Source organism: Bacteroidota bacterium (assembly GCA_016706255.1).
In the GTDB taxonomy this organism is placed as follows: Bacteria; Bacteroidota; Bacteroidia; order Chitinophagales; family BACL12; genus UBA7236.
Window position 1 is genome coordinate 754,846 of the sequence record JADJJZ010000029.1, and the last position, 22,011, is coordinate 776,856.

At 37.5% G+C, this 22,011-nt stretch carries 16 protein-coding genes and 1 pseudogene; 10 read left to right on the plus strand and 7 right to left on the minus strand.

What is annotated here, in order from left to right:
* Positions 1-7: 7 nt before the first annotated feature.
* The 3 genes from IPI65_21200 to IPI65_21210 all read left to right on the plus strand — a co-directional run bounded on the left by IPI65_21200 (position 8) and on the right by IPI65_21210 (position 4,065).
* Positions 8-2,473, plus strand: coding sequence for a Smr/MutS family protein (locus IPI65_21200; GenBank protein ID MBK7443950.1), 2,466 nt, complete (start codon positions 8-10; stop codon positions 2,471-2,473).
* A 15-nt stretch (positions 2,474-2,488) separates the two neighbouring features.
* The gene (locus IPI65_21205) at positions 2,489-3,439 is read left to right on the plus strand and encodes a DNA alkylation repair protein (protein ID MBK7443951.1); all 951 of its coding nucleotides are present in this window, start codon (positions 2,489-2,491) and stop codon (positions 3,437-3,439) included.
* Between the two features lie 410 nt (positions 3,440-3,849).
* A complete protein-coding gene (locus IPI65_21210) occupies positions 3,850-4,065 on the plus strand; it encodes a hypothetical protein (protein ID MBK7443952.1) in 216 nt (71 codons plus the stop codon).
* 73 nt (positions 4,066-4,138) lie between these two features.
* On the opposite strand, the gene IPI65_21215 is transcribed toward IPI65_21210, so the two are convergent.
* From IPI65_21215 to IPI65_21225, 3 genes are all read right to left on the minus strand, one after another.
* A complete protein-coding gene (locus IPI65_21215) occupies positions 4,139-5,626 on the minus strand; it encodes a hypothetical protein (protein ID MBK7443953.1) in 1,488 nt (495 codons plus the stop codon).
* A gap of 437 nt (positions 5,627-6,063) precedes the next feature.
* Positions 6,064-6,537, minus strand: a complete 474-nt coding sequence (locus IPI65_21220; GenBank protein ID MBK7443954.1) for a DUF1905 domain-containing protein — start codon at positions 6,535-6,537, stop codon at positions 6,064-6,066.
* Between the two features lie 234 nt (positions 6,538-6,771).
* A complete protein-coding gene (locus tag IPI65_21225) occupies positions 6,772-7,842 on the minus strand; it encodes a Rieske 2Fe-2S domain-containing protein (GenBank protein MBK7443955.1) in 1,071 nt (356 codons plus the stop codon).
* A 190-nt stretch (positions 7,843-8,032) separates the two neighbouring features.
* Here IPI65_21225 and IPI65_21230 point away from each other — a divergent pair, with 190 nt between their 5' ends.
* From IPI65_21230 to IPI65_21240, 3 genes are all read left to right on the plus strand, one after another.
* Entirely contained in the window at positions 8,033-9,814 is a 1,782-nt protein-coding gene (locus IPI65_21230; protein MBK7443956.1) for an SLC13 family permease, read from the plus strand.
* Positions 9,815-9,824: 10 nt separating this feature from the next.
* Positions 9,825-10,631, plus strand: coding sequence for a hypothetical protein (locus IPI65_21235; protein ID MBK7443957.1), 807 nt, complete (start codon positions 9,825-9,827; stop codon positions 10,629-10,631).
* Positions 10,632-10,702: 71 nt separating this feature from the next.
* Complete coding sequence (locus IPI65_21240) at positions 10,703-11,815, plus strand: bifunctional 3-deoxy-7-phosphoheptulonate synthase/chorismate mutase type II (protein MBK7443958.1); 1,113 nt, start codon at positions 10,703-10,705, stop codon at positions 11,813-11,815.
* 80 nt (positions 11,816-11,895) lie between these two features.
* Here IPI65_21240 and IPI65_21245 read toward each other — a convergent pair whose 3' ends face one another.
* Both IPI65_21245 and IPI65_21250 read right to left on the minus strand, forming a co-directional pair.
* Positions 11,896-13,572 (minus strand): hypothetical protein, encoded by a 1,677-nt coding sequence (locus IPI65_21245; protein ID MBK7443959.1) that lies wholly within the window; start codon positions 13,570-13,572, stop codon positions 11,896-11,898.
* Positions 13,573-13,600: 28 nt separating this feature from the next.
* A complete protein-coding gene (locus IPI65_21250) occupies positions 13,601-13,948 on the minus strand; it encodes an SCP2 sterol-binding domain-containing protein (protein ID MBK7443960.1) in 348 nt (115 codons plus the stop codon).
* A gap of 69 nt (positions 13,949-14,017) precedes the next feature.
* Between IPI65_21250 and IPI65_21255 the strand changes: the two genes are divergently transcribed.
* Both IPI65_21255 and IPI65_21260 read left to right on the plus strand, forming a co-directional pair.
* Complete coding sequence (locus tag IPI65_21255; protein ID MBK7443961.1) at positions 14,018-14,407, plus strand: RNA-binding S4 domain-containing protein; 390 nt, start codon at positions 14,018-14,020, stop codon at positions 14,405-14,407.
* A gap of 29 nt (positions 14,408-14,436) precedes the next feature.
* Complete coding sequence (locus IPI65_21260; protein MBK7443962.1) at positions 14,437-15,090, plus strand: hypothetical protein; 654 nt, start codon at positions 14,437-14,439, stop codon at positions 15,088-15,090.
* Between the two features lie 90 nt (positions 15,091-15,180).
* On the opposite strand, the gene msrA is transcribed toward IPI65_21260, so the two are convergent.
* Complete coding sequence (gene msrA, locus IPI65_21265) at positions 15,181-15,894, minus strand: peptide-methionine (S)-S-oxide reductase MsrA (GenBank protein ID MBK7443963.1); 714 nt, start codon at positions 15,892-15,894, stop codon at positions 15,181-15,183.
* Between the two features lie 179 nt (positions 15,895-16,073).
* Here msrA and IPI65_21270 point away from each other — a divergent pair, with 179 nt between their 5' ends.
* On the plus strand, positions 16,074-16,994 hold the full coding sequence (locus tag IPI65_21270) for an isoaspartyl peptidase/L-asparaginase (protein ID MBK7443964.1): 921 nt from the start codon (positions 16,074-16,076) through the stop codon (positions 16,992-16,994).
* Positions 16,995-17,000: 6 nt separating this feature from the next.
* Here IPI65_21270 and IPI65_21275 read toward each other — a convergent pair whose 3' ends face one another.
* On the minus strand, positions 17,001-17,825 hold the full coding sequence (locus IPI65_21275) for a cyanophycinase (GenBank protein ID MBK7443965.1): 825 nt from the start codon (positions 17,823-17,825) through the stop codon (positions 17,001-17,003).
* 1,256 nt (positions 17,826-19,081) lie between these two features.
* On the opposite strand from IPI65_21275, the pseudogene cphA reads away from it, so the two are divergent.
* Positions 19,082-21,728: pseudogene (gene cphA, locus IPI65_21280) on the plus strand (cyanophycin synthetase).
* Positions 21,729-22,011 lie beyond the last annotated feature (283 nt).

The following is a 22,011-nucleotide window of genomic DNA, read 5'->3' on the forward strand; positions in this document are numbered from 1 at the left end:
TGTATTTGTGCGCAAGATAACCCATTCATTTATTCTTTTAAAATGGCCGGATTGGGCTACCTTTGCAAAAACATTAAAAGTGAAACTATTTCCGGCAGATATAACTCAGGTGCTCGAATTCGAAAAGGTGCTTTCGGAGGTTGCGAAGTATTGCGATAGCAAACCGGGAGCCGACCGGGTGGAAAAGGTGCGCCCGCTGGATAAGTTTGAAGAGGTTAAAAAAATGTTGTTACAAACTCGGGAAATGCGTTTCTTGTTACAATTTGAAGAAAATTTTCCGCATGACCGTATTTATGATATCAGAGAAACTTTACACGTAATCAGTATTGAAAATTATGTGTTGAATGAAACGCAGTTACAGGAAGTAAAAAAAGTGGCGATGCTTACCGGTAATATGTTACGTTTTTTCACCAATCAGAAAGAAAAGTATCCTATTTTATTTAGCCTGTTTGCAAATTTGGAATATGAAAGTGCAATTGCCAATGAAATAAAAAAAATAATTAATGATGATGGCAATATTCGCGAAGATGCATCACCTGAATTAATTAGCATACGCCGAGAAAAAGATCAGAATGTTCGGGCATTAGGTAAGGTATTTAATGCTGCATTGAGCCGGTACCGACAATCCGGTTTTTTAAGTGAGGTGGAAGAAAGTATGCGGAATGGCCGCCGGGTATTAGGTATTTTAAGTGAATATAAGCGCAAATTAAGTGGTATTATTCACGATGAAAGTGATACCGGAAAAACCGTATTTATTGAACCTGAAGAAGTAGTAAATATTCAGAATGAAATTTTTGAATTGGAGCGCGAAGAAAAACGGGAAATTTTCAGGATATTAAAAACATTAACAGCGGTAATTGCTCCGTATGCACCATTATTAGAGCGTTATCAGCATATTTTAGGCATTATTGATTTCACCAGAGCAAAGGGTAAATATGCACTGGAAATAAATGCCAATATGCCACATTTAGAAAAAACACCGGTAATTTGTTTATATCATGCATTTCATCCGGTATTATTTCTACTCAATAAAAAACACAAAAAGCCGATTATTCCTTTAGATGTTGAATTAGATCAAAATAATCGTATCCTAATTATTTCCGGTCCAAACGCAGGAGGAAAATCAGTTGCAATGAAAACCATTGGATTATTGCAATATATGACTCAATGCGGATTATTAATTCCTGCAGCTGAAAATTCAAGAATTGGTATCATGCAAAATATATTTTGTGATATAGGTGATACACAGTCTTTGGAGGATGAACTGTCTACTTATTCATCGAGGCTGATAAAAATTAAATATTTTTTACAACACAGTAATAAAGACACCCTTATTCTGATTGATGAATTTGGAACAGGTACAGATCCTGTAATGGGTGGTGCTATTGCTGAAGCCTCGCTCAAAGCCTTGAATGATAAAAAAATATTTGGTGTAGTAACAACACATTATGCCAATTTAAAAGCTTTTGCTGCAAATAATATTGGTGTGTTTAACGGCAGCATGTTGTATGACGAGGCTGAATTAAAACCAAAATACAAACTGGAAACCGGCAAACCCGGCAGTTCTTATGCTTTTGAGCTGGCTAAAAAATCGGAATTGCCGCAACAATTAATTGAGGAAGCACGAAAATTAATCAGCAAAGAACATATTCGTTTTGAGGAATTATTAAAAAATGTCCGGGTAGAAAAGGAGCATATACGTTTGCGCGATAAGGAGGTAAGTAAAAAAGAAGATGACTTACGTAAAAAAGAAAAGGATTTGGAATTAGCCTTTGAAAAAGCAAGAGAAAAACAGGAGCGGTATAATTTAAAAAAATTAGAACTGGAAGATGCGGCCATTCGAAAAATGGAGGAGCAATTCCGGGGTTTGTTGCAGGAACTTAAATCCGTTGTGCAGCAGGAGACAGCTAGCGGGAATGAAAAAGAACAGGTTAAAGAAAAATTACGCCAGTTTATTCAAACCCAAAAAAAATCCACTTTTGGTGAGCGAAAAAAAGTGCAACAGCGCCAGCAGGTAAATTATGAGCGCGGAGAAATAAAAATTGGCGGATTGGTCAAAATGGTTTCAGGTAGTGAAATTGGGGTTTTGCAATCTGTTCAAAAAAATAAAGCTGTTGTTATTTTTAATAATATGAAATCCACAGTTCCATATGAAGAATTAATTGGCATTGCCTCTGCTGATGCACCGGTTAAACCACAACAGGTGATTAAAGTTTCGATGGAAGAAGGTGTGTTTCCGCTTGAACTCGATTTGCGTGGTAAGTCTAAAGAGGAGGCTATGATTGAGCTGGAACAATATTTAGACCGGGCAGTAATGCGCAAAATTTTCCAGGCTAGAATTTTGCATGGCAAAGGCACCGGTGTTATTCGTGAGATGGTTCAGCAGGTATTAAAAACCTATCCGGGACTTAAACAATACCAATATGCTACAAGAGAAACAGGCGGAGATGGTATTACGGAAGTTACATTTTAATTCAATTTTATATTCATGTCAACAGCACTCAAAGATTTATACGATAAACAATTTATAAGTGAGCTGAATAGTATTATCGCTGAAAATTTACCGGGATTTAAACCTGCGCCATTTACAAAAAGTATTTTTAATGCTGAATGGCAACAACTTGAATTAAAACAAAGGATGCATCATATCAAGGCCATGTTGCATGAAATACTGCCATCTGATTTTGCTAAGGCTGCACCTATATTAAAAGGAATTACAACATCCATTAAAAAATTACATGGAGATGGGATGTCGTTTTTATATATGTTTTTACCTGAATATGTTGCCACTTATGGTTTAAAGCATTATAAACAATCGGTGCAATTACTGGAACAAATTACGCAGGTAACCAGCGCAGAATTTGCGGTGCGTCCTTTTATTATTCAATATCCTGTTGCCATGATGCAACAAATGGAAGTGTGGAGCAAACATAAAAGTTTATACGTGCGTCGTTTAAGCTCAGAGGGTTGCAGGCCGCGATTACCATGGGGAATAGGCTTACCGGCTTTCAAAAAAGATCCGGCATCGGTTTTACCAATTTTAGAAAATTTGAAGAATGACTCTGCAGAAACAGTGCGCAGAAGTGTAGCAAATAATTTGAATGATATCGCAAAAGATCACCCTGAATTAGTTTTATCATTAATTAAAAAGTGGCAAGGCAAATCAAAAAATACAGATTGGATAATAAAACACGGCTCACGCACTTTGTTGCGACAAGGAAATTTAGCAGCCATGTCACATTTTGGAAATCATAAAATTAAATCAGCACGCGTCCAAAATTTGACTTCCGGAAAATCAGTAAAAATTGGGAATACATTACAATTCCAATTTGACATTTTACATAATGAAAAGCAACCTGTAATAATGCGGGTAGACTATGCCATCTATTACGTAAAAAGTGCCGGTAAATTATCTAAAAAAGTATTCCGGTTACGCTGAACCCGGAAAAAAGTATACGATTACAAAAAATCAACATTTTAAAGATTTAACTACCCGAAAACATTTTACAGGAGCACATTCCTTGTCTATTATTGTGAATGGCATTGAATTAGAAAAGATTCAATTTAATGTGTTGAGGTAAGCTAAAAACCCAATTTTGTGCATACAATGTGAAATAACCATTCACTTCGATTATATTTACCTCATTATCAATCAGTTACGGAATATCATTTTTCCACCAATTGTGCAAAACCCTGTGCCTTAATTGTGCGTAAAAATGAAGGGCAAAAGTTGTTTTTTAAATTAATGTAATATAGTTTTGGATTACCTGACGGAAATATCCGAGTCACCGGAAACGGCTGACGGAAGCAATTCTAAAGGGATTAATCGCGAGGTTAAATCCCGAGGTAATGTTGCAAAACAAAACCCGGATTCGAAAGACAGGTGCAGATAAATTAACTACGGTTGATTTAATTGCGAAAGCGGAATTTCTTCGTCAAGATGAGTTCCGCTTTCTTCGTATTAAAAAACTTGACGAAATTAATGTAGCGCTAATTTCGTTGATGAAAAAAAACCCTTGCCGGTCAGCGAGGGTTTTGCTTTTTATTTCAGGATATGAATTTTAATTGGATGGAAATTATCGGCATAAAAAAAACCCACACGAATGGTTACATTACATGTGGGTTTGACTGTGTATTACTATTGAAATGAAGACGCTGTTGGTGGATTTGCTTCTGCCAGAGGCGTATTGGTTCCTGAGGATTGAAGACTATTAAATGTGTTGGTCATTTCTTCAAATGACATTTTTTTATAATCGAGATTTCTGATTTTAACTTTATTAGTAGAACATTCCTGCACAGCAACTTCAAAATTGTCACCCTTTTGTTTGATTGCAACTACGGTTACAACACTGTTTAACGGAACATTAGCAAAACGAAAACCCTGTGTATAACGCACACCACTCATCATTGAACGAATATCCTGAAATACCAGTCGCACCATTGCCGTTTCATTACTATCCATTTCCACAAATACATCTGTTAATGGCTGTTGGGTGGAGGTAAACCGGTCGCAGTTAATCCATCCCAAATTTGCAGATGCCATTAAATAATAATCGTCGATAAAAGAGGCAAAGTATTTCGATTGGGGATTACGGGCATTTACCTGCATTTTAATGGGAATTATTGTTGGATCATGCACAAATCGCATTTTTATGGGAATCATTTGTTTTGCATATTCATTTTGTTTTACCGAAGAACTCCAACAAGGCATATATTTAAATGCCTCAACCATTTGTGAATCGGCATAGGTTTTAATTTGTGGCGAAGTATATACTTTGTAGATACCACCATCAGCACCCAATAAAAAATTTACATAACAGGTGGCATTAAGCTGTGCTTTTTCGAAACCTTTTGGGAAGGTGTAATTATCATGCAAATAATCATACATTGCGCGGATACCACCATTAAATTCATTACTCCGTTTCTGCTTCGGAATTCGCGTTGCACCATTAAAATAATCAACTGAGCACATAACTGAAGTTTCCGGCATTAATTGTCCGTAATTAGCACTTATCCAATTTAATCGTTCATTGCCATCGTTATCAATTTGTGTTTTTCCGTAAAATGTTTGCATATCGGGCTTTTCAGCATCTGCAGGTATTTCGATTTGAAAATTTTCTCCTCGTTTAATCACTACATTTTTTCCGCCTGCAGATGCCGAAACATATAACATACCACCTGATTCAAGTATATGATTATCGCACATTGTAGTTAATCCTGCAAAAATAAAATCAGCATCGGTTAAATATTCTGTTGCTGCAATTTTAACTGAATCGGTAACTAATTGTGATGTTCCTGCATAAACAAAAATGCCGGGATCGAAGGTGAGCTTGGTGCCTTTGGGACAAACTACCTGTTCTCGTTTTTTGGGGTTGATGTACTGAGTAATTGGTTTAGGTGCAAATTTTTTAAGCAGTTCCTTTTCATGTGCAATAGTTACATCATTGCTTGATGAAATAGCAGTTGAAATTTCATTTACAGGAAGGTTTTCTGATGGAATTGGATTGGGAATAGCAGCAGGAATAGTAGTTGTTGCCGATGTTTCGGTTTTTTGGGTTGTGAAATAATAAATTAAGCTCAGGCCGCAGAAACAGACAAGTAACAATACGTAAAAGTTACGATGCATTGTTACGGTTTAGGTTTAGCAGAGAATAACGTGATCAGGGCAAGGTTTAGTATGTTGGCATTTATCATTTTGAGCTAGTTCAGTGTTAATGTGTGGATGTTCCTATGTACCCATGTATCAATTAATCAGCCGAATTTGAGTAAACATAACATTCGAAGCTCTCGTTGGGGTTATTAAAAATTAATGTATCCGCCGCGGCGGATGATGATTTGTTTGTATACTGATTAAACAGCCGTAGCACTATACCCAATAAAACAGCCGAAACCACGGAGGCCGCTGAGAAACAGCCCACGGAGAAAACACAGAGGGAATTTGTGTTGAAATTGTAAGTATAAATACAAATTAAACTTTAGAATAAAACATGTAGCGAATAATAAAAATTGCTTAGCGTTGCTTTGTGTGTATTTTCCTTGCGCACTTTGCGTTAAAAAACAAATTTATTTTTTAATTTTCGATAATTGATTTATGGCTGCGGCAATTCTTTGTATTTTGGTTGCGTCGGTTTTGGCGCTGTAAATATTGTCGATTATTTCTTTTTGTTTGCCTTCAGTTAGTTTAAAAAAATTAGCATGTGCGATATCATCATCTGCTAAACATTCGAGCAATTCGTTTGGGATTTCCAGCGGTGAATCATCCAAAAACAAAATTACATGAACCCAGTCACCGGCTTCTTTGCCAATTTTTTTTCGTATTTCTTTTTTTACCGGTAAAAACAATTTACCATTACCTAATGGCATTAACTTATAATTACTGATTACAAAATCATCAATTTGTCCCTTAACCTTTACCCACCCAAAATGTGCTCGTTTAACTTGAGGCAGTTCCGGAATAATAGCATAAGTCCACCCGCCTTTTCCGGGGTATTTTTCTAATTGGATTTTTTTATTGATTATAGGGTTTGTATCAGACATAAATAACAATATCTAAGAATCAGTTAAATTGTTTTGGTTTTAATAGAATCGACAAATTTTCACCTAGCCCGGATAGAAACGGAAACGACAGGTTGTTAAATCAAAAATAAAAATATTTGACTTAAATTAAAATTAATTTAAATTTTATCATGATGCTACAAAACCCTGGCGTTGCAGTGGATAGCCGGTTGGGATTGTGTTGGCGTGACAAATGTTCATGCTCCAAAAAAAAAATCACAAACCCAAAAACTGTTGCATCAACAAATGAAACTGATGCACACCGGTTTCCATTTTTGGTGAATAACGGCCACGGAAATACAAGCGGGAATGCAAGCCTTTGTGTACACTTTCAACAACTTCTTCGTCTTCCATTTCCACACGGTGTAAATCGCTACCGGCGCCCTGATTAAATAAGGCTTCGTTATGCACAAAAACTAAAAACGACACCTTGGTTTTATTTTTTGCAAGTGGTTGCACAATATTTAGCGACAAGCCCCATGGATAAAAATTAAACATCATATTCGGGAAAATCCAAAAATAATAGGCACCCACTTTTTTACCATAATCTTTTGAATCGGAAGGTAAATCGAAAATTAATTCGCCCTCTTTTGCAATTCCCAATTGTAAATTGCCATACTCAAATAATTCGGTTTCATAATTATTATAATCAATTACTTTATTGAGCGATTTATGGACGAATGGAATATGAAATCCTTCAAGATAATTATCGCAATACAATGCCCAATTGGCGTCAATTACATAATCTTTTGATAAATCGGGGCGCAATTGCAAATCTTTAAACGGAAACCAAGGAATACGATTGCTGATGCCTTGCAATAATTGATTCAGCTCCATTGAAGGAAATAGTGAACCAAATAATAATCCGTTCCAATTAACCACACTTACCTGTTTGAGGTTATCCATTTGCGTTGGAAAATTTTCTGCAGCTTCGAATTCGGGCATACTTAAAAATTTCCCATCCGGATGAAAACAACGGCCGTGATATTTACATCGGATAATTTGCGATTTTGTTTTTTCTGTTATTAATACATAACCACGATGTGTGCATACATTCGACATTAATTGCAACCCATTATCCTGAACACTCAATAATAATGGTTCATTTAAACAACCCGGCATAAAATCAATTGGATATAAATAACCGGTCTCGCCATATTCTTGTGCGGTTCCAATATATTGCCAAGTGGTAGTAAATATTTTTTCTTTTGCAGCCGCATACGTTTCATCACTTAAATAAAAAGCACCTGTCGGTGTTGCTGCAATTTTTATATTTGGGTCAATCATAAACAATAAATTATGCTGCAAATTTACTGCACATTTAGTAAATGGTTTGCGCATATTTCTATCACGGCTTGTTGTAAAATTAAAAAATATCCCCGAAAGTCCCGCAAACAAAGGGTTTTGAATTATTTAACATTATGCATATATTTACTTCGTAAGCACACCATAATTTGTTCATTTTAAATACAATTTTATGTGGCCACTTGATGATGTTACAATCGTGTTGTTAATTGTTGGTTTTACCCTTTTTATGTTTATATGGGAAAAAATTGCTATTGACATTACTTCATTAATAGCAATGGCATTGCTGATGGTTACCGGTGTTTTAACCACTAAAGAAGGTATTGCCGGTTTTAGTAATGATGCCACAGTTACCATTTTGTTTTTATTTTTACTCAGTGCAGGTTTAGAAAAAACAGGAGCCATAAATATTGTTGGCCGGGTAATGATAAAATACATCGGCAAAAATCAGCACCTCGCATTTGTAGCCGTATTATTAGTATGTGGTTTAGTATCGGCATTTTTAAATAATACTGCTGTAGTAGTAATTTTTATGCCTATTGTTTTTAAAATTGCAAAATTCACCAATCAGAGTCCAAGTAAATTATTAATGCCCCTCTCCTTTGCTGCAATTATGGGAGGAACAATCACATTAATTGGATCCTCTACAAACCTTGTGGTGAATGGCGTTGCGGTGGAACATGGTTATGATGCATTCGGCATGTTTGAAGTAACACCAACAGGGCTCATTTTATTCGCTGTATTTTTTTTATACATGTATTTTATTGGGATAAAATTAATTCCTGCACGGCGGGCTGCTGATTCATTATCAGAAGATTATGAATTAAAAGATTTTTTAACTGAAATAATTATCGAAAAAGGTTCCGCATTTGCCGGTAAACGCATTTTTGATACTCCACTGGTAACTGAATTAGCGCTTGAAGTAATTGAAATTTCTGATAGTAAAGGAACATTATGGTTGCCCGATGATTATGAATTGTTGGAAGAAAATGATACGGTTTTAGTTCGAGGTAGTGCAAATGACATCATGCGCTTAAAACAATTATCCGGTGTAAATTTTATTAAATCGTTTGATGTTGATGATATTGATTTAAAATCGAATGAAACTACTTTGGTTGAAGTGGTTATCGGCCCAAACAGTTCACTTGCCAGGAGCACGTTTCAGGAAGTTGATTTCCGTGAATTATACGATGCAATTCCGCTTGCTGTGCGCAGAAGAGGTGATATTATTGAAGGCCGGCTCGATGATGTGGAATTACGTTTTGGTGATGACCTGTTGCTTGAAGTAAATAAAGATTCGTTTGATCAATTGAAACGCAGTGGTGATTTTGTATTTACACAGGAAATTGAAAAAGAGGTTTACGATAAAAAGAAAATGCTCATTACCAGTGGCATTTTATTGATGGTAATTTTAACATCAGCCTTCGAATGGTTACCAATTATTCAGGGAGCAATTATTGGCACCATTCTTATGTTTTTATTTAAATGTATAACCATTCGTGAAGCATATCGCGAAGTGGACTGGCGTATTATTTTTGTGTTGGCTGCATTATTACCACTTGGAACTGCACTCGAAAAATCGGGCGCCGCCGAATTACTTGCCGGATATATGCAAACATATATTTCAGGGTATGGACCATTTATTACCTTGTTTACCTTATTTGCCGTAACATCTGTAATTACCAGTTTAATGTCGAACCAGGCTACAGCAGCGTTGTTGAGCCCTATTGCCATTTCATTAGGCATACAAATGGGCATTGATCCGAAACCACTTTTAATGACCGTTATGTTTGCAGCTTCTACGTGTTATTTAACACCATTAGGTTACCAGACCAATATTATGATTTATGGCCCGGGCAATTATAAATTTATTGATTTTATAAAAGTTGGCGGATTATTATCACTCCTTAGCGGCATTGTTGTTTCTTTGTGCTTATATTATTTTTACTTCTGATAAAATTATTTTGAATCAACAGCGCATATATTTTTTAGGTGAACCATTTTCGTTTCATTATTTAGCTGCTCAGGCTTTTTTTGGGGGAGATAATCAATTTGTTTCAGCAGCATCATTTGATGCGATTATTGAACAAACCCGATTGAATGAAAATAGTTTTGGTGTGATGGCAGTTGAAAATACTTTAGCCGGTGATGTGCCCGGGAATTTTATTCGGATAGCAAATAGTGGTTTAACAATATGTGGGTCTATTACCTTACCTGTCGAACTGTTTCTGGCAGCAAAAGAAAATATCTCGCTTGACCAACTATCAACAGTATACAGCCACGAAATGGCGATTAAGGAGACGAGCACGTTTTTTTCACAATATCCGCATATTCAATTTACCGCAACGCCTTCTACCTCGGGTGCTGTTAAACTGGTTGCTGAACACAATAATAAAAACATCGCAGCAATTGGCAATAAAGCGGCAATCCTGTTTTATCATTTGCAAATAATTGCCTCAAAAATTGACAATCATGCATCAAATTTCACTCGTTTTTTAATTTTATCGAAAAAAAGCCTTGCTCCACTTACAACCTTTCCCGCCAAAATAGCGTCTTTAATCCTGCAACCGTATGAAATGGAGGATTTCACGGCTCAATTCGGGGCTGATGCCATTCAACTGATCAGGCATACGGATGCACAAAATGTGTATATTGAAACTAAGGAATTATTACCCGAACAAATAATTAATATCGCCTTAAAATATGGCTATAACACAGCCGATTCAAGGGTTCTGGGCATTTACAACCATAGGTTGACTGAGGAGTTATAACCTGCGTTTGTTAAAATTGTATTTTCTTTGTGCACAGTTTGTCAACATTATTTAAGAAAGACGACCAAAATATGAGTAAAGATTTAAAGATTACACCAATTGCCGAATGGGGATTTAACTTCCAGTCCCCGCTCATAATGACCGGGCCATGCAGCGTTGAAAGCGAAGAGCAGGTGCGTGAAACTGCCCGTTTATTAAGCAATTACCAGTTTGATATCTTAAGAGGAGGTATCTGGAAACCCCGTACCCGCCCGAACTCATTTGAAGGAATCGGCAGCATAGGGTTAAAGTGGCTGAAGGATGCAGGAAATGAAATCGGTAAACCTGTTGCGACTGAGGTTGCCAACGTAAAACACGTTTACGAAGCATTACGTATGGGTATTGATGTGTTGTGGATTGGTGCCAGAACTACAGTGAACCCTTTTGCCGTGCAGGAAATTTGTGATGCTTTGCAAGGCGTAGATATTCCGGTTTTAGTGAAAAACCCGATTAATCCTGATTTAGAGTTATGGATTGGCGCTTTTGAACGTTTAAACCGCTCAGGAATAACAAAACTGGCTGCTATTCACAGAGGTTTCAGTACACACGAAAAATCAAAATACCGCAATATTCCACGTTGGAACATTCCAATTGAATTAAAACGCCGTTATCCGCAATTACCTATTATTTGCGATCCAAGCCATATTTGCGGAACACGTGATTTACTAAAAGAAGTTGCGCAAACAGCTTTAGATATCGGGTTCGATGGTTTACATCTGGAATCACATATTAATCCTGATAAAGCTTTGAGTGATGCTAAACAGCAAATTACACCCGATGCTTATGGTGAATTGATTGCATCGTTACATACACGCCAATCGATTGAACATAATTCGTTTGCAGAAAATCAACTGGAAATTTTACGTGGTAAAATCGACAGTCTCGATAACTATTTAATGGAGATGTTAAGCGAGCGTATGGATGTTGTTCGCGAAATTGCGGAATACAAACGTGAAAATAACTTAGCGATCGTTCAGCCAAGTCGTTGGACAGAAATTTTAGAAAATCGTTTAGCAACAGGAAGCCGCAAACAGCTTACCGATAAATTTGTAAAAGAATTATTCCACGCAATACATAAAGAATCTATTCATCATCAAACTGAGGTTATGTTGAATGGAGAAAATACCGAAGTGGAAAAAAAATAATTATTTCGAACAAACCACAAATAAAAAAAATCCGGAGCAGTTGTTCCGGATTTTTTATTTAGTATAACTAAATTAGTTTTTTACTTCTTTTGGAAAAAGGCTCTTAACATGCCTTGCGATTTTTGATACCATTCATCGCGCACTTCAAAGTCGAATGTAATAGATGAAAAACAAGTAACCGGTGTTGTTCCTTTGTCGGTTGCATCTATGGTAATACGATATTTTCCCGGAGGCATTTTTAATTCGTACACATTTAAAATGGTAAGGTCAATAATTGAACTTTTCATTACAGCAGGATTATCTGCATGCGGGTTAATTTTATGACCATCTAAACTGGTAATCGTAATAATATCGGCTTTTGATGATTCATCAAATACTTTTTTGCTACTCTGATTACCATTATAAATACGCAGTTCATTTGAAGGTTGTGTAATTTCAAATTCGATATATTCATTATTTCCCGGACCGGCAATACCTTCGCACCAGCATGTTTGACGCGCAAGATTTTCGCGTCCGTCGTAAGTACTGTCCTCATAAATATGGTCAGAAATATCAAATGCATAAATCGGATTGCCTGATTCTTTTAAGGTAATTCCCGGCACATTGTTTTTACAATTCGCTTTTATAAAATCGTAATAAGAAAGTGTATTGTAATCGGTATACTTAGTTGCATTATTTAATGCATCAATACCGGTAACTGTACCTGTTTGATAAGGATGTAATGAATCGGAATAGGCGATCATTGGCGTATTATAAAATAAGCGTTTAGGCATTTCCGCATCGGTTTTAAGCCATGATGACGCAGTAACACTTTTAATTGCTACCGGAATTATCGCCTGCTCGTTTACCAATGAACCTGAATTACATGCTGTCTGATTTGCAAAATGGAAAAATCCGATTTTATCTTTATCAGCAAACATAATATCATCAAATACTAATACCTGAGCTCTGTCGCCACTAACATAGGTTTTAAATTCGCTCATTTTTGATGGCAACACAGGCGTTTCATTAAATAAATCGTGTTGAATATAAAAACTATTTAAACGACCTGACCAGTTTTTTTCATACCCTAATTCATAGGTTGTATATGTTTCAGTTCTGTCGATACCGGCATTAGCTGTTGGAATGGTAAGGAAAGTCAGAATATTCGTTTCTTCATCCGGTGTAAAATTCATTTCGATGATGAAACTAATTTCCATTGAAAGCACTTCAGTATTTTTTGGTAAATACAAAGGTGTTGCGTCTGTAAATTTCAATTCGCATAAAACCTTTTTAATATTGATGCGGGTGTTATTGCGAAACATATCTACATAAATACCCATTTGTTTGAGGTTATCCATGCTGATATATTTACGAACAAATAAACGTTGCTGGAAATTTTTACGAATTTGCTCACGTGTATCAACTGCACGATCCTGAACAGTAAAAATGTCGCTAAAGGTTGAAACCGTTGCCAAATCATCTAATAATTTTGGACGTTTGCCATAACCAAATTCATTAAAATAAATTTTTAATGGCATAACTGCTGTAACGGTAGCAAAATTGGAAGTGGCATTTTTAAATTCATACACCACATCATATTTTACATCGTTGTCAAATTCCGAAACTTGTATCAATTCGTTTTGCAATACCACACCGTAGTTTGAAGTTTCAGGGTGGAGGTTACCTGTTGCTACCGACAAACCATTAAATCCGGTTTGGGCAAAAACGGAAACGCTTACGAGGCATAACAGAATTGCATAAATCTTTTTATTCATAGCTGTTGTTGTTTTTGATGCTGCTTAATTATTTATAAAAATCTTCACATCGGTGGAACAAAGGAATAAAATCCAAAATTTCACCTAAGTCACTAACTTTAATTTTTCCGAACATAACGGCCATCTGGGGATTGGTTCTTCCCCATTCTGTGTCCTCATATATCTCGTCTTTGGTTGTCACAGTACACTTCGGAGTGTCATGAAAACCTTCCTCAATGTTAAGGGTTCCGTTAGCAATTTTTACGGTGAATTGTCCACCCCGCTCCCCGGATATGTCTAAATGGAAAACAGTTTCGTAACCCTGTTCAGCCTTTTCGGGCCTGAAACGCTCTTTTAGTGACAGCACAATTTCGCGTGCTGAGATTGGTTTTTGCATGTCTTGGTTAATATTGCCGCTAAGATAAAATAATGTAGTTTATTTTTACGCTGCACTATAACAATCATCATGCCCGAACAGGTAACAAAATGCAGAATCGACAAGTGGTTATGGGCTGTAAGGCTTTATAAAACCAGAAATATTGCTGCTGAAGCGGTTAAATCCGGTAAGGTTAAAATAAATGGCGACAGCGTGAAACCCGCGTTTGAAGTGTATCCGGGCCTTATTATTACTATTCCTAAGGGTGTGGTGCGGTATCAGTTTAAGGTACTTGGCGTTATCGAAAAACGCGTTAGCGCTCCAATTTCAAAAACTTATTGTGAGGATGTCACACCTGAAGAAGAAAAAATGAAACTCACGCATCTGGAATTTATGCCGACAGCCTTTCGCGATAAAGGAACCGGTCGCCCGACAAAAAAAGAGCGTCGCGACCTGGATGAGTGGATGATGGATGAATAATTTGCTAATAATCAGCTAAATAAATCACTATGAAAACATTTTTGATTTCCCTTTTAATTTGTTGTTTTGCCACCACCGTTTCGGCTCAGGCCGGCTATTATGTTGGCGGAAGGTATGTGATGCCGCACGGTGTTGCACTTATCGACCCTGTTCCGGGTTTTGGCGCTGCTATAGGATTTGCCAACCATTTAGAAGTTTCTGATGCATTCCAGTTATTGTATCGGGGTGAGGCAAATACCCTGGCTGCCTCCTATAATTTTTTCGACTATATGAACCCGCAGAAAGCCCCAATTCTGCAACTATTCCGATGGTATTCGTTTTCTGCAGGATTTAGTCCGGCCGTGGTTGTTGGTGAGGATATCAAGGTGTTCGGTGGCATTGAAGCCGCATATGTGGCTTTGGCTACAGGTCCGATTTCAGATGGTATTTTTTATCCTGACACCTACACATTGGAAGGTAATTCATCAAGTGTAAATATGTTCGATTACGAAGATCATCTTAACGGCTCGTTCAATTACGGGCTAAACCTGGGTGTTAGCACCGGTTTAGGCGCTTTTAGCATTGTAGCGAAATATTACCTGCAGGTTGGAAATACCTCATCAAAATATACCGCCAGCGAAAAAAGAGGCGTTCTCACAAATATCGTATCCCTGGATATTGCTTTTTATCCTTTTTATGATTGATGGGTTTATTTATAGTTTTAAAATAAAAAAACCACTTCAATTGCATAATTCGCAACTAAAGTGGTCGGCTATAAAATATTTAGCAATTATTTAATGCGCATCCTTATATTCCGGTTTTACTAATTCCGGGAACAACTTTTCAAATTTTTCCACTTTTTTAGCCACTACGTAAACGCAATAGGGCTGATCAGGGTTTTTAGCGAAGTAATCCTGATGATAGGTCTCAGCCGGCCAAAACACGCTTAACGGAGCTAACTCTGTCACAATTTTATCGCTGTAATACCCACTGGCATCAAGTTTTGTGATATAAGCCTCTGTTGCAGCCTTTTGTTCATCTGAAGCATAGAACACTACTGAACGGTATTGAATGCCTGCATCCGCGCCTTGACGGTTCAGGGTGGTTGGATCATGGGTTTTCATGTGAATGTCGAGCAGGGTTTCATAACTGCACAATTTTGGGTCGTACACAATCTGAACACATTCGGCATGTCCGGTAGTATCGGTGCAAACTGCAGTGTAGGTTGGATTTTCCATCTTGCCCCCACTATAACCGCTTTGAACGGACATCACGCCGATGCTTTCTTCAAAAACGGCTTCCGTGCACCAGAAACAGCCGCCGCCAAAAGTGGCTTTTTCCCATCCATTTTGCTGGATTTCAGCATCTGTATATGTTTTTCTCATAGCTAATATTTCTTTTTGATCTTTTTTGTCAACCTTCAGTTCAGGCTCCACATTTTTAGCAGAACATCCTGCCACAGTAATTATGGTAACCAATAATGCTGCTGTAATAATATTTGTCTTCATTATGTTCTTATTTAATAACCACATACGCAAACATAACACAAACAGTTGTGTTCAAAGTTTCAAACTTAACAATGTTTAACACCGCTTGCAAAATCGGTTTGAAAAGGAAGTTTGCCAATAGCCAAAGTTGTGCATTTTATTGTGTGTTGCACCGTTCCAATATTTTCTATATTTGCGTTATGCATCCAATCAAAATTGCTGTTCATGGTGGTGCGGGCACTATGCCTAAGCGCTTAATGACACCCGAAATAGAAAGCGCCTGTCATCTCGCATTAAAAAATGCATTGGATGCCGGATATCAGTTAATGCAACAAGGTGGAAATGCAGTTGATGCTGTTGAATCTGCAATTAAAGTGCTTGAAGATTTCGAATTATTTAATGCAGGTAAAGGCGCCGTATTTACACATGAAGGCAAACACGAAATGGATGCCAGCATCATGGATGGTAAAACAAAACGCAGCGGTGCTGTTGCAGCGGTAAATAATATTAAAAATCCGATATCGCTGGCAAAAGCAGTTTTATTACGTTCAGAACATGTTTTATTATTGGGTGCAGGCGCAGAAGTGTTTGCTAAAGAACAACAAATTCCTTTTGAAAACGATGCATATTTTTTCACTCAATTTCGTTTTGATCAATTACAAAAAGCAAAACAACGTGATATTATTGTTTTAGATCATGTTGATGATAAAAAATTCGGAACTGTAGGTTGTGTTGCTATGGATGCAAATGGAAATCTTGCTGCGGGAACATCAACCGGTGGTATGACAAATAAATCGTTTGGCCGTGTGGGGGACTCTCCTATTATTGGTTCGGGCACTTATGCAAATAATGCAACCTGCGCAGTAAGCTGCACCGGACATGGTGAATTTTTTATTGAAAATGTTGTTGCTTACGATATTTCTTGTCTGCTGGAATACAAAGGACTTTCTTTAAATGAAGCATGTGAATTAGTAATTAATCACAAATTAAAATCAATTGACGCAGAAGGCGGTTTAATTGCAATTGATCATAATGGTAATATCTGTTTACCATTTAATACCAAAGGGATGTATCGCGGATACCGAAAAGGTGATGATGATATTTTTACGGGAATTTATTGAAGCAATTTAATGCTGCGCCTGCAAGGCCATTTTTCTCATTTTTAAATCGTATTGCATACCGGCGCTCAGCAAATGAAATATCATGTGTTCGATATTTAATCCGGAGTATTCTTTATTGTCGAGTGAATTATAACGCAATTCTTGTCCATCAATAATAACTACTTCTCCACTGCCGATAATTTCAAGATAACGTTCTTCTTTAATAATTACGCCTGTATCTTCACTAATGCCGATGCCGGTTAATTTTGGATATTCTGCAACGGCAACCATTAATCTTCCGAAGCGACCGCGATTTACAAAATGTGAATCGATAATTGCATTATTTATAAAACCCAATCCCGACATCATCATTGCCTTACCACGTTTTACTGCTTCTGACGGTGTGCCACCATTTATCATTTTTCCACTTTGTGCCATTGCACCTGCACTGGTTCCGGCAATTACAAAATCTTTTTCATGCTGATAACGATCATGTAAAATATCTAATGCCTGTGTGTCTAAAAATACCTCACTTAATTTTTCCTGATTACCACCGCTGAACATTAATCCGTCGCATTTTTTTAATCGCGCAAGAATATCTTTTTTGTTTGCATCATTTTTAGTTTTGAGATGCATGATACCTAACGAATGAATTCCGATATGTTCAAAAGCAGCTTTGTATTCTTTTGCAATTTGTCTTGGAATTCCGCTTGCAGTTGTCACCAATTCCAATCGCGTATCGCGACCCTTCATTTCTTTAACGATACGTTTTAAAACATCCAATTTATCCTGAGATTCGGTATTCCGTTCCTCAGACCCCCCCACCGCAATAAGCGTTCCTTTAGGTGTCATAATAATAATTGAGTGGGGCAAATATAAATACACGGGAACGCGGATGACGCGGATAGAACTGATTTTGTCGGATTATTTATTAAAAAAACCTAGTTACACTAGCATTTTGCGGTGTGGATAAAAAACAAATATCCTGTTTGAGCCTTACAGAGGTCAATTCGTTTAAATTACGCCTTTGTACTACGATAAATTCCCTTTCATTTGTCCTATCGATTCGTAAATCCTGCATGTAAGGACGCATTCAATTCGTCCCTACATACAGGATTTACTCACATTTTCTATTAAAATAAAAATCAATTCTCCCCAATAAAATCAACAAACAAAACAACCACATCCCACCAAAAATAAGCGGTCTGCCGCAGCGAATTCATCGTTCCTTTCAACATCAAGAAAAAAATGTTATTTATCGAAGTTTTACCACAAAGAACCGAAGGCCGCTAAGTAACGCTAAGAAAAAAATGTTTAGATTTTTGTGTTTAAAGAATTCCACAGCGACCCACCCCGCCGGCCTGCGCCTGCCGGTTGGCAGGTTTCAAAAAAATCCGTCCCCATCCCTTTCCGCTTTAGCGGCCCATCCCACCATCCACCCCAAAACAATCCGTCCCATATCCGTTCAATCCGTTTAATCCGTGCCTGCCTGCCGTGGCAGGTTCCTTTTTAAAACATATCCCTAAAAATCATAATTTGTCCACCCCATCCGTAAATCCGCTATGTAAGGGCGGATGCAATTCGCCCCTACATACCGGATTTACTATCTTTTTCGAAAAAATTAAAAACTCCTCCCCATCAAAAAAATCACACCAAATCAAACCCACCCTCCAAAAATCCGTTCCCATCCCTTTCCGCTTTAGCGGCCCATCCATCCATTCCCCCAAAAAAAATCCGTCCCATATCCGTTTAATCCGTTCAACCTGTGTTGCCTTTAACCACACCATCCAAAAAAATCAGCGAGTATCATCAAACATCAAATAAAAAATCAGCCTAATCCGCATAAATCAGCGACCCGCCCCGCCGGGTTCAGCGTTCCCTTTTTCACATCACCCAACCACACCATCAAAAAAAAATCAGCGAGTATCACCATCCATCAAATAAAAAAATCAGCTCAAATCACTTCAAATCAGCGACCCGCCCCGCCGGGTTCCGCGTTCCTTTTACCACACCTACCAAAAAAATCCGTCCCCTATCCGTCCAACCCGTCCAATCCGTGTTCCTTTTAACCCAAATTTCCTTATTTTTAGCGCAAAGAACATCGAAAAATGAAAATCCTATCTACCGCAGTGATGAAGGGCCCGAACTACTGGAGTATTCGCAGGCATAAGTTAATCGTAATGAAACTTGATTTAGAGGAAATGGAAGCCATGCCCACGAACAAGATTCCGAATTTTCGTGAGAATTTAGAAAAAATGATTCCTTCCCTATATGAACATCGCTGCAGTGAAGATCATGCAGGAGGATTTTTCAAACGCGTGGAAGAAGGCACCTGGATGGGTCATGTTATTGAACACGTAGCACTCGAATTACAAACCCTCGCCGGACTTGATACCGGATTTGGAAGAACACGCAGCACAAAAACACCGGGTGTTTATAATGTTGTTTATTCCTATCTCGAAGAAAAAACCGGTTTATATGCAGGTCAGGTAGCCGTGGAATTTTGTCAAGCCCTGGCAAGCGGAGCCGATTATGATATCACCCCGCACATTCAGCGCATGAAAGAAATTCGTGAGCAGGAACGTTTAGGGCCATCAACAGGAAGTATAGTTGAAGAAGCTATTAAGCGTGATATTCCTTACATCCGATTAAATCGCCGTTCACTGGTGCAATTAGGTTGGGGAATTAATCAGCGCAGAATTCAGGCAACCATTGCAAGCACCACTTCAAATATTGCAGTAGAAATTGCCTGCGATAAAGAAGAAACAAAAAATTTATTAGGTCAGTTAAATATTCCGACACCGCGTGGTGGTTCTGCTTATGATAATGATGATCTTGAAACAATTGTTCGCAGAATTGGATATCCAATTGTAATAAAACCAATTGATGGCAATCACGGTCGTGGTTCAACAATGAATATTAAAAATTGGGATGAAGCAGTTGCCGCATTAAAAAAAGCAAAAGAAATTTCACGCTGGAGTATCGTTGAACGTTATGTGGAAGGATATGATTTCAGATTATTGGTTGTAAATTATAAATTCGTTTCAGCAGCATTAAGAAAACCGGCTGCGGTAATGGGTGATGGACAACATACCATTAAAGAATTAATTGATCATGTAAATAGTGATCCACGTCGTGGGTACGGACATGAAAATGTGTTGACATCAATTAAATTAGATGACCATACATTACGTTTATTAGAAAAATTAGGTATGGATGAAAATTCCGTTCCTCGAGATGGTGAAGAAATATTTTTAAAATCAACCGCAAATTTATCTACCGGTGGCACTGCAACAGATGTGACTGATTATATTCATCCATATAATATTTTCACTGCAGAAAGAATTGCGCGTGTAATCGGATTAGATATTTGTGGTATTGATATTATGAGTAAAGACCTTTCAGTTCCTATGACCGAAAATGGTGGCGTGGTGCTGGAAGTAAATGCTGCTCCGGGTTTCCGCATGCATCTTGCACCAAGCGAAGGCATTGGCCGCAACGTTGCTGAACCGGTTGTAGACATGTTATTTCCTGCAGGTTCTAAAGGCAGAATTCCTATTGTTGCTGTTACCGGAACAAATGGTAAAACAACTACAACGCGATTAAATGCACATATTGCAAAAACAATGGGATATAAAGTTGGATTTACTACAAGTGATGGTATTTATATCCAAAACAGAATGATGGAAAAAGGCGATTGCACCGGACCTGTTTCTGCGAAATTTGTGTTGATGGATCCAACTATTGATTATGCAGTTTTAGAATGTGCACGAGGTGGATTATTAAAAGCAGGTTTGGCTTTTGATAAATGTGATATTTCTATTGTTACTAATGTAACTGCCGATCATATCGGATTAAAAGATATTGATACCGTAGATGAAATGGCGAAAGTAAAATCGGTAGTTCCTGAAACAACACGTAAAGAAGGATATGCAATTTTAAATGCCGATGATGATTTAGTATTTGATATGCGCAAAAATCTGGAATGTAATTTAGTGTTGTTTAGTATGGATGAAAATAATCCGCGCATTAAAGCACATTGCGAACGCGGTGGTGTAGCTGCGGTATTGGAAGATGGTTGGGTAAGTATTATTAAAGGCACATGGAAAATACGCGTAGAAAAAGTGGTAAATATTCCGCTCACGTTAGGTGGTAAAGCAGCGTTTATGATTCAGAATATTTTACCATGTGTTGCAGCAGCATTTGTTCAGAATTTTAAAATTGAAGATTTAAAACTCGCATTAAATACATTTATCCCATCGCCTACCATGACACCGGGACGCATGAATGTATTTAAATTTAAACACTTTGAAATGCTGGTAGATTTTGCACATAATCCTGACGGCTTCCAGGCAATCAGTAATTATTTGGCAAAAGTAGAAATGCATCCAAAGGTAGGTGTAATAGCCGCAGCCGGCGATCGTCGCGATGAAGACATTCGCGAATTAGGACGTATTGCAGGTCGCATTTGATGAAATAATTATTCGTCAGGACAAAAATCTGCGTGGTCGCACCGATGAAGAAATAATGAATTTATTAAAAGAAGGAATTTTCGAAATGAATCCCAACATGCCGGTAATATGTATCAACCCTGAAGCCGATTCGATTAAATATTGTATCGAAAACGCAAAAAAAGGTTCACATATCACAGTATGTTCCGACGTAATTGCTGAAGCCCTCGATTTAATCATGCAATACAAAGAAAAAGATGACCAATTTGAATTTCATAGAGAGGAAATTCCGAATGTGCATTGATGAAAATTAAATTGTCATAATTAATAAAACATTTTAATTAAAATGTTTTGGGCGTGCCCCTAAAGCGAACGACCATTTGTTTCTTACAAATGAAATTGAAAATTAATTAATAAAAAAGATTTGGGGCGTACCCCTAAAGCGAACGACCATTTGTTACCAAACAAATGGTCGTTCTGCTTTAGGGTCGGGCTATCCGCTACAACTCCTCGCCTCGTTCCTCGGCTGTGGGGTTTCCGCTACTATCCCTCACGCGTTGCAATTTAATTTTTACTATCCATGTTCA

Excerpts from the sequence above, each read along its gene's own strand:
- IPI65_21205 (MBK7443951.1), top strand. The coding sequence starts at position 2,489 with ATGTCAACAGCACTCAAAGATTTATACGATAAACAATTTATAAGTGAG.
- IPI65_21210 (MBK7443952.1), top strand. The coding sequence starts at position 3,850 with ATGTTGCAAAACAAAACCCGGATTCGAAAGACAGGTGCAGATAAATTA.
- IPI65_21215 (MBK7443953.1), bottom strand. The coding sequence starts at position 5,626 with ATGCATCGTAACTTTTACGTATTGTTACTTGTCTGTTTCTGCGGCCTG.
- IPI65_21220 (MBK7443954.1), bottom strand. The coding sequence starts at position 6,537 with ATGTCTGATACAAACCCTATAATCAATAAAAAAATCCAATTAGAAAAA.
- IPI65_21225 (MBK7443955.1), bottom strand. The coding sequence starts at position 7,842 with ATGATTGACCCAAATATAAAAATTGCAGCAACACCGACAGGTGCTTTT.
- IPI65_21230 (MBK7443956.1), top strand. The coding sequence starts at position 8,033 with ATGTGGCCACTTGATGATGTTACAATCGTGTTGTTAATTGTTGGTTTT.
- IPI65_21240 (MBK7443958.1), top strand. The coding sequence starts at position 10,703 with ATGAGTAAAGATTTAAAGATTACACCAATTGCCGAATGGGGATTTAAC.
- IPI65_21245 (MBK7443959.1), bottom strand. The coding sequence starts at position 13,572 with ATGAATAAAAAGATTTATGCAATTCTGTTATGCCTCGTAAGCGTTTCC.
- IPI65_21250 (MBK7443960.1), bottom strand. The coding sequence starts at position 13,948 with ATGCAAAAACCAATCTCAGCACGCGAAATTGTGCTGTCACTAAAAGAG.
- IPI65_21255 (MBK7443961.1), top strand. The coding sequence starts at position 14,018 with ATGCCCGAACAGGTAACAAAATGCAGAATCGACAAGTGGTTATGGGCT.
- IPI65_21260 (MBK7443962.1), top strand. The coding sequence starts at position 14,437 with ATGAAAACATTTTTGATTTCCCTTTTAATTTGTTGTTTTGCCACCACC.
- msrA (MBK7443963.1), bottom strand. The coding sequence starts at position 15,894 with ATGAAGACAAATATTATTACAGCAGCATTATTGGTTACCATAATTACT.
- IPI65_21270 (MBK7443964.1), top strand. The coding sequence starts at position 16,074 with ATGCATCCAATCAAAATTGCTGTTCATGGTGGTGCGGGCACTATGCCT.
- IPI65_21275 (MBK7443965.1), bottom strand. The coding sequence starts at position 17,825 with ATGACACCTAAAGGAACGCTTATTGCGGTGGGGGGGTCTGAGGAACGG.